At 62.9% G+C, this 15,774-nt stretch carries 11 protein-coding genes and 1 CRISPR repeat array; of the genes, 3 read left to right on the top strand and 8 right to left on the bottom strand.

Annotated features, from left to right (window positions below; genetic code table 11):
• Positions 1-354: 354 nt before the first annotated feature.
• The 7 genes from cas3 to P9239_RS04095 all read right to left on the bottom strand — a co-directional run bounded on the left by cas3 (position 355) and on the right by P9239_RS04095 (position 12,128).
• Positions 355-2,994, bottom strand: a complete 2,640-nt coding sequence (gene cas3, locus P9239_RS04125) for a CRISPR-associated helicase Cas3' (RefSeq protein ID WP_309749217.1) — start codon at positions 2,992-2,994, stop codon at positions 355-357.
• Between the two features lie 332 nt (positions 2,995-3,326).
• A CRISPR array of direct repeats spans positions 3,327-5,001; the repeat unit is 28 nt; unit sequence GGTTCCTCCGCGTATGCGGAGATAGGCC.
• An 82-nt stretch (positions 5,002-5,083) separates the two neighbouring features.
• Positions 5,084-5,512, bottom strand: a complete 429-nt coding sequence (locus P9239_RS04120; protein WP_309749216.1) for a dihydroneopterin aldolase — start codon at positions 5,510-5,512, stop codon at positions 5,084-5,086.
• Complete coding sequence (locus P9239_RS04115; RefSeq protein WP_309749215.1) at positions 5,509-6,162, bottom strand: sarcosine oxidase subunit gamma; 654 nt, start codon at positions 6,160-6,162, stop codon at positions 5,509-5,511. The genes P9239_RS04120 and P9239_RS04115 overlap by 4 nt, the downstream gene beginning before the upstream one ends.
• Positions 6,152-9,154 (bottom strand): sarcosine oxidase subunit alpha family protein, encoded by a 3,003-nt coding sequence (locus tag P9239_RS04110; protein ID WP_309749214.1) that lies wholly within the window; start codon positions 9,152-9,154, stop codon positions 6,152-6,154. Before P9239_RS04110 ends, P9239_RS04115 begins: the two co-directional genes overlap by 11 nt.
• Positions 9,151-9,450 carry a sarcosine oxidase subunit delta gene (locus P9239_RS04105; protein ID WP_309749213.1) on the bottom strand — a complete coding sequence of 100 codons (300 nt, stop codon included), beginning with the start codon at positions 9,448-9,450 and terminating at the stop codon, positions 9,151-9,153. Before P9239_RS04105 ends, P9239_RS04110 begins: the two co-directional genes overlap by 4 nt.
• 13 nt (positions 9,451-9,463) lie before the next feature.
• On the bottom strand, positions 9,464-10,708 hold the full coding sequence (locus tag P9239_RS04100; RefSeq protein WP_309749212.1) for a sarcosine oxidase subunit beta family protein: 1,245 nt from the start codon (positions 10,706-10,708) through the stop codon (positions 9,464-9,466).
• 25 nt (positions 10,709-10,733) lie between these two features.
• Complete coding sequence (locus P9239_RS04095; RefSeq protein ID WP_309749211.1) at positions 10,734-12,128, bottom strand: L-serine ammonia-lyase; 1,395 nt, start codon at positions 12,126-12,128, stop codon at positions 10,734-10,736.
• A 307-nt stretch (positions 12,129-12,435) separates the two neighbouring features.
• On the opposite strand from P9239_RS04095, the gene P9239_RS04090 reads away from it, so the two are divergent.
• The 3 genes from P9239_RS04090 to P9239_RS04080 all read left to right on the top strand — a co-directional run bounded on the left by P9239_RS04090 (position 12,436) and on the right by P9239_RS04080 (position 14,745).
• A complete protein-coding gene (locus tag P9239_RS04090) occupies positions 12,436-12,750 on the top strand; it encodes a hypothetical protein (protein ID WP_309749210.1) in 315 nt (104 codons plus the stop codon).
• Positions 12,751-12,866: 116 nt separating this feature from the next.
• The gene (locus P9239_RS04085) at positions 12,867-13,955 is read left to right on the top strand and encodes a GlxA family transcriptional regulator (protein ID WP_309749209.1); all 1,089 of its coding nucleotides are present in this window, start codon (positions 12,867-12,869) and stop codon (positions 13,953-13,955) included.
• A 25-nt stretch (positions 13,956-13,980) separates the two neighbouring features.
• A complete protein-coding gene (locus P9239_RS04080; protein WP_309749208.1) occupies positions 13,981-14,745 on the top strand; it encodes a class II aldolase/adducin family protein in 765 nt (254 codons plus the stop codon).
• A gap of 32 nt (positions 14,746-14,777) precedes the next feature.
• On the opposite strand, the gene P9239_RS04075 is transcribed toward P9239_RS04080, so the two are convergent.
• Positions 14,778-15,770, bottom strand: a complete 993-nt coding sequence (locus P9239_RS04075; protein ID WP_309749207.1) for a GlxA family transcriptional regulator — start codon at positions 15,768-15,770, stop codon at positions 14,778-14,780.
• Positions 15,771-15,774 lie beyond the last annotated feature (4 nt).

Here is a 15,774-nt window from a genome sequence, read left to right as displayed (position 1 = left end):
GGCGCTTGCAAAAACGCGGGACGATCGTCAGGCGCAACGAGCGAGAACGCCGCGCCATCCGAATCGGTCGGCGTCAAAGCGAGAAGCGCCGCGCGCCAATCGTCCGCTGTTTGGAACGGCTCCGCCCGCCCGGCTGCATACAACGCAATCGCCGCGAGTTGGGTCAAGAACGCATGCCACGGATGCCGTTGATGCGGCCGCAGCGCAGGGAAGTCGCGCACGGTGTCCGCCGTCATCGCGACGAACAGTTCGGGCAGCGTGGCATCGTGCGCGTGCCCCAAAGCATCGCGATAACGCAGCAGGCGGTCATTCAGCAAGCGATGGTGAAGGTTCATGTCAGTCATCGTCCTTGCGCTATGCGTTCAGGCGCTCGACGCCGAAGCGGCCATAGCGGAACACATTCGTGCCGAGCGTGAATTCGAAGCCGTGCTCAATAAGCCCGATGCCGGAGGGTTTCGCGTCTGGATCGACGTCGTCGTCCAGCATGTGATGACGCAGCGCGATACGCTGCACATCGATGCCGAACGGGCCGGGCACGGGTGGATCGAATTCAATGAGGCGGTCTTCCATGCCAAGCCGTGTCGTCAAGCGTCGCTCGTCATCCGGAAACAGAAGGTCGAGGAATGGCGTCTTGTAGTCGAGCGAATGCATGCGGGCAAGAGACCGCTCCGCCCCTTGTCCGCCTTCGAGTTGTTGACCGAGCTTTTCCCACGCGGGTCCGAGTTCGCTTTGAATCGCAAGCAAACAGTCCGGGTGCGTCGCGCGTTCGACCAGAAGACGGTTATCGCGCGGAATCACGCGGAACGGCGCTTCTTCGATGAGTCGTCGCGTGGCTTCGATCATGCGCAGATCGCGGTACACGCCGCCGCCGTTCTTCGATCGCCCGAGTCCATTGCGGGGCTTGTGAATATACGTTTCGAAGGAATTACCTGCTGGTGTCAACACCCACGCGTGCGCGTGCTGAAACCCTTCGGGCCGCTCATGCGCATCTCGCTGGTGCCGATGCAGACGGCCGATGCGCTGCAGCAGCACATCCATCGGGCAGATGTCGGTGATGAGCAGATCGGCGTCGATATCGAGGCTTTGCTCGAGCGTCTGCGTGCCGACCACGATGCAGCCCTTCAGCGCCGCGCGTATCTTGCCGAGGCGCGACTCCACCGCTGCATCCAGCAGCGGACGGTCCTGGCGGCTGAAGCGGCTGTGATGCAGCGTGACGACGCCGTTCAGGTCGAACAGTATTCCTCGATCGCCCGAACCGTCGATGAGTCTTTCGATGGCTTGCTGCGTCGCGACGGCCGACGGGACCGTGTTACGGACAATCAGCACGCGTGCGCCACGGCTGGCTGCATCGATCGCCAAACGCGCGATGCGCTCGTGGTCATCCATTGCGTCGAGCGTGGACCAGTGGACGGTCTTGGACGCGCCACTGGCCGTCAAGCTACGGATGTTCGCGCCGTCGGTCAGCGCGGGGTAAGGCAATGCGCAGGCTTGTTCCACGCTCGGCAAAGCGAGCGCCGCCGCCGAGCGCTGCGCGATCTGCTGACAGCGCGTGCGCTGCCGGGAACCGAGCGTCGCTGACAACAGCAACGCATGGCCGCCCGTGCCAACGTGCGCGCTCAACACCTGCTCCAGCAGTTGCGACATATAGATGTCCGACGCATGCACCTCGTCGACGACCAGCAACGAACGGCTCAGCAAGGCATGACGCATGTGTGCGTGGCGCACCATTAGCCCGGCGAGCAGTACTTGGTCAATGGTGCCGACCGCGATGGTGGCCGCGAGAAAGCGCTTCGGCGACTCCGCCGCCCAGCGCGTCGCGGCTTTCGCGTCGTCGGGATGGTCGGACCATTGCACGTTGAAGTCCGGCAGCGCGATCTTGTCGCTGCCGTCGGCGCTTTCGTAGCCCGGAAGCGTGCGAACGACAACGGGCGCATCGAGCGGCCATAGATTGCGCACGAACTTAAGCACGCGTTCGTACACCTGTGCTGCGGCGACGCGCGTCGGCAGCGCGAAATACAGCGAATCGACCTTATGCTCAGCGAAGAGCCGAGCGAAGCGCCATAGCGCGGCTTCGGTCTTGCCGCTACCCGTCTCCGATTCGAGGATGAGCAATGGTCCGAGCGCAGGGTCGCCCAGCGCGGCTTGCACGGGCCTCGGCGCTTTGCCTTCGAACGCGGACTCGAACGACAACGGGCGTTGCACGAACCGAATGCGCGTGGTGCATGCGTCGAGGCCGATGGTCGATACGGCACGCGTCGCGCGTTCCTCGGCTTCCGCTCGGGTTCGACGCGTGCCGGGATCGCTGAAGGGAAAGAAGCCGGGATGTGATCCGAGCCAATCCGCGAACTGCATGACGCCCGCGAACAGATGAACGAAGGCTGGAGTCGATGGCAACGGCTTCCCATCGGGATCGAACGCGCAGGCGAAGTCCCGCTGCAACCGTTCGCCGATGTTTCGTATTGCTTCTTTGGGACTGTAGATAACGGAGCCTGCGCGGTCCCGCACCGGCTTCCAGATGATCGGGTCTTGACCGTGCGGCATCGGCAAGGGACGGCCATGATGCGAAAGGCTCGCCAGCAGCAACGAATCCGCCCCCGGACCCCATGTTTTGATGGAATCGAGCGGCAAGCATGAAGCGAGCTCGTCATCGCAGAAAAGCAGAAACACTTCGACGCCATGGCCCGCGGGCGACGGCCAGCCAGTCGGCGCGTTGCCCTGCCAACGCTTTGCCTGAAAGCCGCTGTTCGCCTTGCCTAAATCATGGAGGCAGGCGAAGACCGCGAGGCGCTCGATGTCTTGCTGGCCCAAGACTCGGCCGGCCACAGTGTCGAAGGCGGTGCGCAAACGCGTGCCTTCTTTTAGCGCGGCTAGAAAGCAGGCGGCGACGTCCATCATGTGGTCGTACAGCGGGTGCATGCTGCGTTCGCCAATGCAGTCGACGGCGGTGCGGCTCAGTTTTCCCCACGGCTCTAGCTGTTGCGCTTGCGGTTCCATGATTGCCTGCTGTGGGCCTCGTCGTGCCTTTTATGCCTTACGGATATTTGTTCGGAATGCTTAGATTAGCATCGGAGAGGGGCGGGCAACGCTTGTTTGAGTGTCAAAGTTTATGGATGCGAGAAAGCAGCGGTTTTAGCCGTTGCCTCATTGCTCCATTGTTTTCGATAGCTGCATTCGGACAGGCGCGGCCGTCCGCCGCACATGCAACCGGCGCTCAACGACCGCATTTGACAGCGGATTCTCGACTCACCATACTCGCGTGCCGCGAAGTGAATTCGGAACATCGGATTCGCTGTTTGTTCTTTAACATCATCGAGTTAAGTGGGAGGAGTTCCTCCGCGTATGCGGAGATAGGCCCTGCCGATTTATTCCGGCTGCATCACAGACACCGGTTCCTCCGCGTATGCGGAGATAGGCCCGTAATGCCGATCGAGATAAAGAGCATGCAGGGGGTTCCTCCGCGTATGCGGAGATAGGCCCGACTTTCTCTCAAACCGGAGCGCATCCGGTCAGGTTCCTCCGCGTATGCGGAGATAGGCCCGCTACCGAGATACCCAAAGGGCTTGGAGGTTGGGTTCCTCCGCGTACGCGGAGATAGGCCTTGAGCGTGTTCTTTACTAGCGACCTCCACCTTGGTTCGTCCGCGTATGCGGAGATAGGCCTTCACCCCATTGCTTGAACAGGAACGGCACGCCGGTCCCTCCGCGTATGCGGAGATAGGCCCTCTAATCCGTCATGCCGCCCGGCCGCGCGCTGGGTTCCTCCGCGTATGCGGAGATAGGCCCGTGTACGGTGCGCTTGTCTCGCACCACTCGGCGGTTCCTCCGCGTATGCGGAGATAGGCCCGGGTCCTCCTGGACGATCGTCTGCCCTATTAGGGTTGCTCCGCTTATGCGGGGATAGGCCGAAGATGCTCGGATCGCGTGGCTACACCGATCAGGTTCCTCCGCGTATGCGGAGATAGGCCCAAGACGGGCGTCGAGTTCGCGGCGATGTCCGGGGTTCCTCCGCGTATGCGGAGATAGGCCGCCTTCTCCGTGGTCGAGCGTGTCGGCGTGGCAGGTTCCTCCGCGTATGCGGAGATAGGCCCAAAAGGACAGCATGACCGAATCGGGCAATCACGGTTCCTCCGCGTATGCGGAGATGGGCCGTACGTCGACAAGGACGGGCAGGTGAAGGAGCGGGTTCCTCCGCGTATGCGGAGATGGGCCGTACGTCGACAAGGACGGGCAGGTGAAGGAGCGGGTTCCTCCGCGTATGCGGAGATAGGCCCTTGATCGCGCCTTCGGTCTTCGGATCGAGCAAGGTTCCTCCGCGTATGCGGAGATAGGCCCTGAGTGGTTAGCGTGACGGGCACGCTGGATTCGGTTCCTCCGCGTATGCGGAGATAGGCCTTACGCTGCTCGTTGATGCGTTGTGCCGAGTGCGGTTCCTCCGCGTATGCGGAGATAGGCCGTCTCTGGCACACCGGCGGGCGGCGGTTCGTTAGGTTCCTCCGCGTATGCGGAGATAGGCCGTTGTACCTCTGCGCGGACGTCTGGATGTACTGGGTTCCTCCGCGTATGCGGAGATAGGCCCCGCTCCATCGATTGGCGCAGGACTCAGCGCAAGGTTCCTCCGCGTATGCAGAGATAGGCTGTAAGGTTGACGCCGAACACCGCCGCTACCGTCGGTTCCTCCGCGTATGCGGAGATAGGCCCAAGTGCGGTCTCGTTGGCCTTTGCCGTCTTCAGGTTCCTCCGCGTATGCGGAGATAGGCCCACGAAAGAAGCGATCGTTGGCCACGTGTCCACGGTTCCTCCGCGTATGCGGAGATAGGCCCTCGGGTGATCGTCGGCGTTGGTACTGGACCTGGGTTCCTTCGCGTATTCGGAGATAGGCCCAAGGCCAATGCCGCGCTGTACCACGGCAAGGTGGTTCCTCCGCGTATGCGGAGATAGGCCGCTCTGCGGCATACCTCCCCGCTGGATAGCCCAGGTTCCTCCGCGTATGCGGAGATAGGCCCGTTGCAAATTTGCGAGCCGCCCATTTCTTTGCGGTCCCTCCGCCTACGCAAAGACCCACGCCGCCACATCGCGCGAAGCATTCATGCGCCCGACACAGCAAGCGTATGTCGCACCCGCCACGCATCGTAATCCGCACGACCCCAGTCGAGTTCCATCGCGAGCCTTCGCGTACCCTCGCGAATCTTCGGCTTGTGCAACGCAAGCGTGAGCGCATCGAGCGCCGGCCATTCATCGAACGATAACGCAGCGATCTCCACCGCAAGCGTTTCGAGCAAGCGCGTATGCGTCTTCTCTTGCAGAAACGCCGTCACGCGATTGCACCAAGCCTCGTAATCGATCAGTTCATCTTCGCGAGGCATGCCACGATACCGCAGGCTCGCATCGATAACCAAAGCCTGCGGCGCACGATGCTCGTGCTCATAAAGCCCGACGCGCGTCATCACGACGAGTTCATCGACGACAACGCGCCAGCCCTGCCCACCCGCCTGAAGCGGCTCGAACGGTTTCATGCGAGAAGCGGCTCCGCTGCATCGAGCATGATCTTCACGAAGTAATCCGCGAAGCTGCGACGCACGATGATTTCGAAGCGATCCGCACCCAGCGGCACGAGCGTTATCGACGCCTTGAAGTAGTGACTTTGCGCGCACTGTCCCGCGCCGAAGACCTTCGGATGCAGATCGAGCGGACAGCCGCGCGACAAGACATCACGCGTGCGCGGCCCGTCGATATCGAGCACCGTATAGCCGCTGCCGATATCCACCGCCGATGCGAACGCGCCCGCGAAGGCAGCGCGCAAGCGCGCTTCGAGCGGCGCTGCGCGCGATGCATCATGCGGCGCTTCGGACACCACGAGCCATTCGTCCGGGCCGAGCCACAGCATGTCGTAGCCATCGCCCTTCGCGATGGTGTTCGGCATCGCAGGCGGCGCACAGCCGATCACGCTCTCCGCCGCACGCATGAACGCGGCATCGCGTGTATCGCCGCGCACGTTCACGAGTTGGAGGAACGGTCGCTCCGTCAACCGGAACGCTTTAGATGCGCCCGCATGATGCGCCTTCATCAACGCATCGGCGCCCACGAGCGGCGACTCTTGCCACACGCCCTGGCCGCTGATGGCACGATCGACAACCGTCTCGGATGCCTTGATCTCATTCAACATGTTGACGTGCTCCTTCGCTGTCGTAGAACACTGAACTGGTGATCTTCGCGCTGATCTGCTTCCCGCTTGCGAGCGGGATGGTGACCGATTCGCCGATTCTGTCGAGCCCGCCCTTCACGACGGCCAGCGCAATCGAACGCTTCAAAACAGGGCTGAAATAGCTCGACGTCACATGACCGAGCATCGGCGCCGTATCGCCCCGGAACGGGCCCGCGACGATCTGCGATCCCTCGGGCAGCACGAACGAAGGGTCGTCCGTGAGCAAGCCGACGAACTGCTTGCGTCCCGCCTTCGCCGTATCCGAGCGCGTGAGCGAGCGCTTGCCGATGAAGTCCTTCGACTTCGCGACGAGCCCGCCCATGCCGAGGTCATACGGCGTCATCGAGCCATCGGTGTCCTGCCCGACGATGATGTAACCCTTCTCCGCGCGCAGCACGTGCATCGTTTCCGTGCCATAAGGCGTGATGTCGAACTCCGCGCCCGCTTCCATCAGTGCTTCCCATACCGCGCGGCCCACGTTCGCCGGCACATTCACCTCATAGGCCAGTTCGCCCGAGAAGCTGATGCGCATGACACGCGCCGATGCTCCCGCCACCGTGCCATCGCGATAGCTCATGAACGGGAACGCTGCGTTGGCGAAGTCGATGTCCTGACAGACCTTCTGCAGCACCTTGCGGCTGTTCCGACCGACGACGGCAAACGTCGCCCAGTGATCCGTCACCGATGCAAGCCGCACGCGCATATCCGGCCACTCAGTCTGCAACCAGCGTTCGAGCCACGTGAGCACGCGTGCCGCGCCGCCGGTGGTCGTCGTCATCATGTAGTGATGTTCGGCGAGGCGCACGGTCACGCCGTCGTCGAAGATCATGCCGTTCTCATCGAGCATCAGGCCGTAGCGGCACTTGCCGACTTCCAGCTTGCTCCACGGATTCGTATAGACCCAGTTGAGTAGCTTGGCCGCATCGGGGCCTTGAATGTCGATCTTGCCGAGCGTCGATGCATCGAGAATGCCGACGCTTTCACGCACCGCGAGGGACTCGCGCGCCACCGCCGCGTGCATGTCCTCGTCGCCGCGCGGGTAGTACCACGGGCGCTTCCAGTTGCCGACGTCCTCAAACATCGCGCCGTTCTGCACGTGCCATTCGTGAATCGCGGTCTTGCGCACAGGATCGAGGAACTCGCCGAGTTCGCGGCCCGCGAACGTGCCGAAGGTCACGGGCGTGTAGTTCGGCCGGAAAGTCGTAGTGCCCGTCTCCGGAATGGTCTTGCCGAGCGCCTGCGCAAGAATCGCCATGCCGTTGATGTTGCCGAGCTTGCCCTGATCGGTGCCGAAGCCCATTGCCGTATAACGCTTCACGTGCTCGACGGACTCGAAGCCTTCGCGCGCCGCGAGGTAAATGTCGGCGGCGGAAACGTCGTTCTGGAAATCGACGAACTGCTTGGGTCCGCGCGTCGCGAGTTCGCGTCCGCCGACGAGCCACAGCGGCATCAACGGCGCTTCCGCGATCTCCGCGACCTTCGCCGGCTGCGCCCGCGCGACGATGTAGCCCGCCGCGCGCGCCGCTTCCGCGCCCGCATCGAGACCGAAGCGGATGCCGCCAGCGAGCGTGAAATCGCCCGCGCATGCGCCCACGCTCGTCTCGGCCTGCATCGCCTTGCCGGGAACGAAGCAGGCTTTCTCGTCGTGCCAGTGCGCCTTGCCGCCCGACTGTGCGAAGAGATGCAGCACCGGGCTCCATCCACCGGACATCGCGACGAGATCGCAAGGTACGTCCGCTTGCTTCGCACCGACCTTGCCGTTCGCATACGAAGCCACTTCCACCGACGACACGCGCAGCTTGCCGTGCGCCGCCGTCACCACGGCGTTGTTCATCACGCGCACGCCGTAGCGTCGCGCGGCGGCGGGCAACGTTCCCTTCGATTCCGCTGGACGCGGATCGACAACCGTTACCTGCGCGCCCGCCGCCTTGAGATCCAGCGCGCATTGATACGCGTCGTCGTTGTTCGCGAACACCACTGCGTTGCGGCCCGGCAGCACCGCATAGCGATGCAGATACGTCGATACGGCAGACGCCAGCATCACGCCCGGCAGATCGTTATTGCCGAAGACGATGGGACGCTCGTGAGCGCCCGTCGCGAGAATCACGCGCTTGGCACGTACTTTCCACAGCAGTTCACGCGTGCCCTTGCGCATCGACACGGGCAGATGATCGGTAAGCCGTTGCGTGACGGTGATGAGATTGTGGTCCTGATACCCGAACGCCGTGCTGCGCGAAAGTATCTTCACGTCGGGCATAGTGCGCAGTTCGGCCTCGATTTTCTGCACCCATTGCAGCGCGGGCTTGCCGTCGATCTCCGCGCGGCACGAGAGCAGCGAGCCACCCAGTTCGCGCTGGTCGTCGACGAGAATCACGCGCGCACCGGACAGGCCAGCCGCATACGCCGCAGCGAGACCCGACGGCCCGCCGCCGACGACGAGGACGTCGCAATGCGCGAAGCACTTGTCGTAGCGATCCGCGTCGCGTTCTTCGGGCGCCTTGCCGAGACCGGCTGCATCGCGAATCACTTCCTCGTACTTCGGCCACAGCTTGCGCGGCCACATGAATGTCTTGTAGTAGAAGCCCGCCGGAATGAAGCGCGCGAACTTCTGATTGATGGCCATGCGATCGTTCTCGATGTTGGGCTTCGCGTTCACGCTTTCGGCGACGAGTCCTTGATACAGTTCGACTTCTGTCGCACGGGCATTCGGCACCGTATAGGCGCCCTTTTCGAGCTGCACGACCGCATTCGGCTCTTCCACGCCCGCCGTCACGATGCCGCGCGGACGGTGATACTTCCAGCTCCGGGCGACGAAGTGTTGCCCGTTAGCGAGCAACGCAGACGCGAGCGTATCGCCCTGAAAGCCTTGATACGTTTTGCCGTTGAACGTGAAGGTCAGCGCAATGGCGCGATTGATGCGCCCGCCCGTGGCGAGTCGGTCTTTCTGGCTCATTTCGACGCTCCGTCCTTGTTGTCCATCGCAGCCAGCGGACGGTCGAACGTCTCGTAGCCCTGGATCTCGTAAGTCACCGTGTCACGCTGCGCCTTGAACCAGCGGCGGCAGCCTTGCGCATGCATCCATTGCTCGCGATGCACGCCACGCGAGTTCTTGCGCATGAAAAGGTAATCGCCCCATTCCTTGTCGGTGAGCTTTTCCGTATCCAGCGGACGCGCAATGTCTGCTTCGCCGCCGCAGGCGAATTCGCTTTCGGCGCGCGGCCCGCACCAGGGGCATTCGATCAGCAACATGTTTCGTACTCCTTCAGTGCGCCACGGCAGCCGCGCCGTGTTCGTCAATCAGATGGCCGGTATAGAAGCGGTCGAGCGAGAACGGCGCATTCAACGCATGAGGCTCGTCTTTCGCGATGGTGTGCGCATACGCCCAGCCAGAACCCGGCGTCGCCTTGAAGCCGCCCGTGCCCCAGCCGCAATTGAAGTAGAGGCCCTTCACGTCGGTCTTGCTGATGATCGGGCACGCGTCCGGCGAAACATCGACTATGCCGCCCCACTGGCGGTTCATGCGCACACGCGAGAACACAGGGAACATCTCGACGATCGCTTCCAGCGTGCCTTCGATGATCTGAAAGCTGCCGCGCTGCCCGAAGCCCGTGTATTGATCGACGCCCGCGCCGATCACGAGATCGCCCTTGTCCGACTGGCTGATATACGCATGCACCGCGTTCGACATCACGACCGTGTTGACCACCGGCTTAATGGGCTCGGACACGAGCGCCTGCAACGGATGGCTTTCGAGCGGCAGCCGCACGCCCGCCATGTCCGCGAGCGTTGTGGTATTTCCCGCCGCGACGATGGCAACCTTCTTTGCCTTGATATGACCTCTCGTCGTATCGACGCCGGTCACGCGATCACCGTCACGCCGAATGCCCACGACCTGGCAGTTCTGGATGATGTCCACGCCCGCCTGATCCGCGCCACGTGCGAAGCCCCACGCCACCGCATCGTGACGCGCGACGCCGCCGCGACGCTGAATCGACGCACCGAGCACCGGATAACGGCTATTCAGGTTGATGGTCGGCTCGATTTCCTTGATCTGCGCGGGTGTGAGGAACTCGGCATCCACGCCATTGAGCCGGTTCGCATTCACGCGGCGTTCGGTATCGCGCACGTCTTGCAGCGTGTGCGCGAGGTTCATCACGCCGCGCTGGCTGAACATCACGTTGTAGTTGAGGTCTTGCGAGAGGCCCTCCCACAGCTTCATTGCCTTCTCGTACAGCGCGGCCGATTCGTCCCACAGGTAGTTGGAACGCACGATGGTCGTGTTGCGCGCCGTATTGCCGCCGCCGATCCAGCCCTTCTCCAGAATCGCGACGTTGGCAATGCCGTGCTCTTTCGCGAGATAGTAGGCGGTCGCGAGACCATGCCCGCCGCCGCCGACGATCACCACGTCGTATTCGCGCTTGGGCTCGGGGCTGCGCCATTGGCGCTCCCAGTTCTCGTGATACGACATGCCGTTGCGCAGCAGGCTGAATATCGAATAGCGGCCCATGTGTCTCTTCCTTCGTAGCGGTGTTTCAGCACTCGATGACGTTCACGGCCAGCCCGCCGCGTGACGTCTCCTTGTATTTCGTCTTCATGTCCGCGCCCGTTTCGCGCATGGTCTTGATGACCGAATCGAGCGAGACGTAATGCTGGCCGTCGCCCTTCATCGCCATGCGCGCGGCGTTGATCGCCTTGATTGCGCCCATCGCGTTGCGCTCGATGCACGGAATCTGCACGAGGCCGCCGACGGGATCGCACGTCATGCCGAGGTTGTGTTCCATGCCTATTTCAGCGGCGTTTTCCACTTGCGCGGGCGTGCCGCCCATCACGGCTGCCAGCGCGGCGGCGGCCATCGAACACGCGACGCCCACTTCGCCCTGACAGCCCACTTCCGCGCCGGAGATCGAAGCCGTCTCCTTGTAGATGATGCCGATGGCCGCCGCCGTCAAAAGGAACCGCACAATGCCTTCGTCGTTCGCGCCGTGCATGAACTTCACGTAGTAGTGCAACACGGCAGGGATCACGCCTGCCGCGCCGTTGGTCGGCGCAGTGACCACGCGTCCGCCCGAAGCGTTTTCTTCGTTGACGGCCATCGCGTAAAGATTCACCCAGTCGAGCATCGAGAGCGGATCGCGCAGCGATTCCTCGGAACGCGAGCGCAATTGCGCGCACAGGTCCGCCGCGCGCCGCTTGACGTGCATCGGTCCGGGCAGCTCGCCGCGCTCCTTGCAGCCGCGCTCGACGCACGCGGCCATCACGCGCCATACGGCCAGCACGCCTTCGCGCACCTCTTGCTGGCTGCGATTCGCGCATTCGTTCTGAAACGTGACTTCCGCGATAGACAGACCTGTCTCCCGGCAGATACGCATAAGGTCTTCGCCGGTGCGAAACGGATACGGCACGCTCCCGCCCGCGCGCACACCGTTGACGCGATCGCCTTCGCGGTTCGTCACGAAGCCGCCGCCCACGGAGTAATACTCTTTCTCGACAAGCAATTGCCCATGTTCATCGAACGCCTGAAAGCGCATGCCGTTCGGATGCACCATGCTCGATCCCGCCGCGCCCGGCATCAGCTTGCGATAGAAGCCGATGTGCTCGCGCTCGTCGAAGACAATGGCGCGCTTGCCAAGCAGATTCAGTCGCTTGTTCGCGCGGACGTCGGCGAGACGTGGCGCAATGGTGTCGGGATCGATCAGGTCGGGCAGATTGCCTTCGAGACCGAGCAGCACCGCCTTGTCGGTGCCGTGACCCTTGCCCGTAGCGCCCAGCGAGCCGAACAGCTCGGCGCGCACGCGCGTGACGAAGCCGAGCAGATTGGCGTCCTCGACATGCGATGCAAAGCGGCACGCGGCGATCATCGGCCCGACAGTGTGCGAGCTCGAAGGTCCGATGCCGATCTTGAACAGGTCGAAAACGCTCACATTCATGACGTGCCCTCAAGGTTGGCGTTAGGCGTCGTCGGCGCGAACGAGCGCGTTCGACATGGCCTCATTGCACCAAACCGCAATATCGGCCGATAGAACAAAAACGGCATGGAAATGGGATGCCGGCGTCAGCGCGTACCAGAGCGCATTAGACGCAGCGCGTTTTTCCGCAGCTTCGTTGCAAACCGGGGCTTTTTTGAGATTGCTCCGAACGGCTAAAGAGACTGGCCTCGGTATATTCCCTAGGTCCGTGAGGAGCGCCCACACGCGTTTCTCCTCTTCGATCCCCACGTTTATCCCGTTTGCAGCAATGGAAAGTCACGCTCTTCCCGATCAGTTCTTCAAGTCCTGGGTTTTCGCGTTTCTTGTCGGCGTCGCCGTCGTCGGCGGGCTTCAGGCGACAGGCGTTCTGGCTCCCGAACACGTGCTCACTCGCGAAGCGCCGCTATGGGCCGCCCTGATGCTCGTCTGCTCCATCGATCCGGCACTGCGCTACTTCGGCGTGTTGAAAGCCGAAGTCGAACAGCGTTGGGGCGACTACACCGTCGCGAGCGTTCTTGGCCGTTCGACGGGCGCGCTCATCGGCGGCGTGTTTGCCTGGGCGTTCGCCGTTCTCGGCTCCTGATTCATCACTTCACGCCGCGCGTTCTGCGCGGCGTTTCCCTTTTCTGACCATGCGCCCGTGGCGCGCGCCCGGTGTTATGCTCGCCGCATACCCCAGAGCCGCCGCACGTCACGCGCATGAACCCCGCAGAGTCTCTCCCGCCGCTCTCCATCGACGGCCAGTCGAAGTCGCGCATCCGTTTCGGCATCGTGCTGTTGCCGAATTTCACGCTGACTGCATTCTCCGGCTTCGTCGATCTGCTGCGTCTTTCCGCTGACGAAGGCGACTTCAGCCGCCCGGTACGATGTTCATGGAGCGTGATAGGCGAAACGCTCGCGCCGGTGCGCGCCAGTTGCGGCATCCAGATCACGCCGTGGGAAACGTACGAGCAGGCCGAACCGTTCGACTACGTGGTCGTCGTAGGCGGCCTTCTGCATTCCGGGCCTTCAGCGAGCGATGCCACGCTCCAGTTCATCCGCCGCGCCGCCGCCCGCGACGCGACCATCGTCGGCATGTGCACGGGCGTTTTCACGCTGATGCGCGCGGGCGTGCTGGACGGCCATCGCGTATGCGTGAGCTGGTTCCACTACTGGGATTTCGTCGAGCGTTTTCCGCAAGCCGACGAGCAACTGCTCGTTGCGGACCGGCTCTTCGTGATCGACAGAAGACGCATCACGTGTTCGGGCGGGCGCGCTTCCATCGACGTGGCCGCCGCCATTTTGCTGCGTCACTTCGAAACCGCGACGGTGCAGAAGGCGCTGCGCATTCTGCTCGTCGACGACATGCAAAAGGGCAATGCGCCGCAGCCGCATCCGCCGGGACTGGCGCCTGCCACGCATCCGAAGGTCAAACGCGCGATTCTTCTGATGGAGCAGCACGTGGGCCGTTCGCTCACGCTCGACGAACTCGCGCACAAGCTGGACATGTCGACGCGGCAACTCGAACGTCTCTTCAAGGCCGAGACAGGCAAGGCGCCGCAGGCGTACGCCAAGCAGGTGCGGCTGCGCACGGCCGCGTGGCTGCTGACGAGTTCGGACAAGACAGTGGCCGATATCGCGTCGAGCTGCGGCTTCTCCGATGCATCGCACCTCGGCCGCGAATTCCGCAAGCAGTTCGGCCTGCCGCCGATGATGTACCGCGAGCAGCGCGGCGCGCAGGACGCCGAAGAAGCGAATCACGCAACGGACTACGACGAGACGTTTCCCGGCCGCGCACAGGCCATCTGATCCATCTCAACCGAAGGAGACTGGCATGGAGACTAACGGTTATTCCGAGCAAGAATGGGCGCTACGCTGCGATCTGGCGGCGCTGTATCGCGTGATCGCGCATTTCCGCTGGACCGACATGATCTTCACGCACATCAGTGCGCGCGTGCCTGGGCCGGAGCATCATTTCCTTATCAACCGATACGGCGTGCTGTTCGACGAGATGCGCGCATCGGACCTCGTGCGCATCGATAGCGACGGCCGCGCGGTGGATGCGAAGGCGGCCGAGCATCCGGATAGGTATCGCGTGAACCCGGCGGGTTTTACCATTCACTCGGCCATTCACATGGCGCGGCCGGATGTGGTGTGTGTCGTGCATACGCATACGCCCGCGGGCGCCGCCGTGTCCGCGCAGAAACAAGGGCTCTTGCCCATCAGCCAGCATGCGCTGAAGTACTACGGGCAGCTTGCGTATCACGACTATGAAGGCATTGCGCTGGATCTCGCGGAGCGTGACCGTCTCGTCAACGATCTCGGCCCGCATAACGCGATGATCCTGCGCAATCACGGCCTGCTTGCATGCGGCAGGTCGATTCCCGCTGCGTTTCAGGAGATCTATTTTCTGGAGCGCGCTTGCGAGATTCAACTGCGCGCGCTTGCGGGCGGCGGCGAGCTGAACCTGCCTTCGCGTGAAGTCTGCGAGACTACCTCCGCGCAGTATCGCAGCGATGAGATAGACGGCATCACCGCGCTGCAATGGCAAGCCGCGTTGCGCATGATCGAAGGCGGCAAGACGGATTATCGAACGTGATCGTCGGTTAGCTTCGCGGCTCAGCGGCGGGGTCACGCAGACAGACGCCGCTCCGCGCTCGGCGCATGGCCGAACTGCGCGCGATACGCCTTGCTGAAGTGACAAGGCGAATGGAAACCGCAGACGCTCGTTACGCGCGCGATCGATGCATCGGTATTGCGCAGCAGATCGCGTGCGCGTCGCAGCCGCAACGTCAGGTAGTAATGCGTCGGCGAGACGCTCAGGAACATCTTGAACATGCGCTGAAGGTGCCGCTGGGACAAATGAACGAGCCGCGCGAGTTCATCGAGGGAAAGCGGTTCTTCGATATTCGCTTCCATCAGTCGCACCACTTCCACGAGTTCCGCCCGCGAGAAGCCGACGCGCGCATCCACCGGAATGGGCTGGTAGTCGGTGGAGCCGCGAATACGCTCGACGATGAACTGTTCCGACACTTGCGCCGCATGCGCCTGCCCGAGCCTGAGGCTCACGAGATTGAGCATGAGATCGAGCGGCGCCGTGCCGCCCGTGCAGGTCACGCGGTCGCGGTCGATCACGAAAAGCTCGTCGGCGAAACGCACATGCGGGAAACGCTTGTTGACCGGCGACATGTCTTCCCAGTGCAGCGTGCAGCGGTAGCCGTCCAAGAGCTTCGCCGCAAGCAGCGCATACGGACCGGTGCAGATACCGCCGAGCGGCACGCCCGCCGCGTGCGCGCGCTGCAACAGCGCGATCACGGTATCGTCGACATAATCGGCGACGTGCCAGCCTGCGCAGACGATCAGCACGTCGGGCATTCCCGCTTTGTCGAGCGTCTTCGCTGGCTTCACCGTGATGCCGTTGCTCGCACGCGCGGGCTCGCCATCCGGCGTGATGACCGACCACGTGTAATGCTCCGCGCGGCCGATGTAGTTCGCCATGCGCAGCACTTCGACTGCGCTCGTGAACGCGATCATCGAGAAGTTCGGCAGCGTGAGAAAGCCGAAGTGCGCAAGATGGGCGAGCGGCGAGTCGGTGGCTGCGGGAACGACTGCATCGCGCTTCATGGAC

Source organism: Caballeronia sp. LZ062, from assembly GCF_031450785.1.
Classification (GTDB): domain Bacteria; phylum Pseudomonadota; class Gammaproteobacteria; order Burkholderiales; family Burkholderiaceae; genus Caballeronia.
The sequence above is the reverse complement of the archived record's forward strand: the minus strand, read 5'-3'. Positions and strand labels throughout refer to the sequence as shown.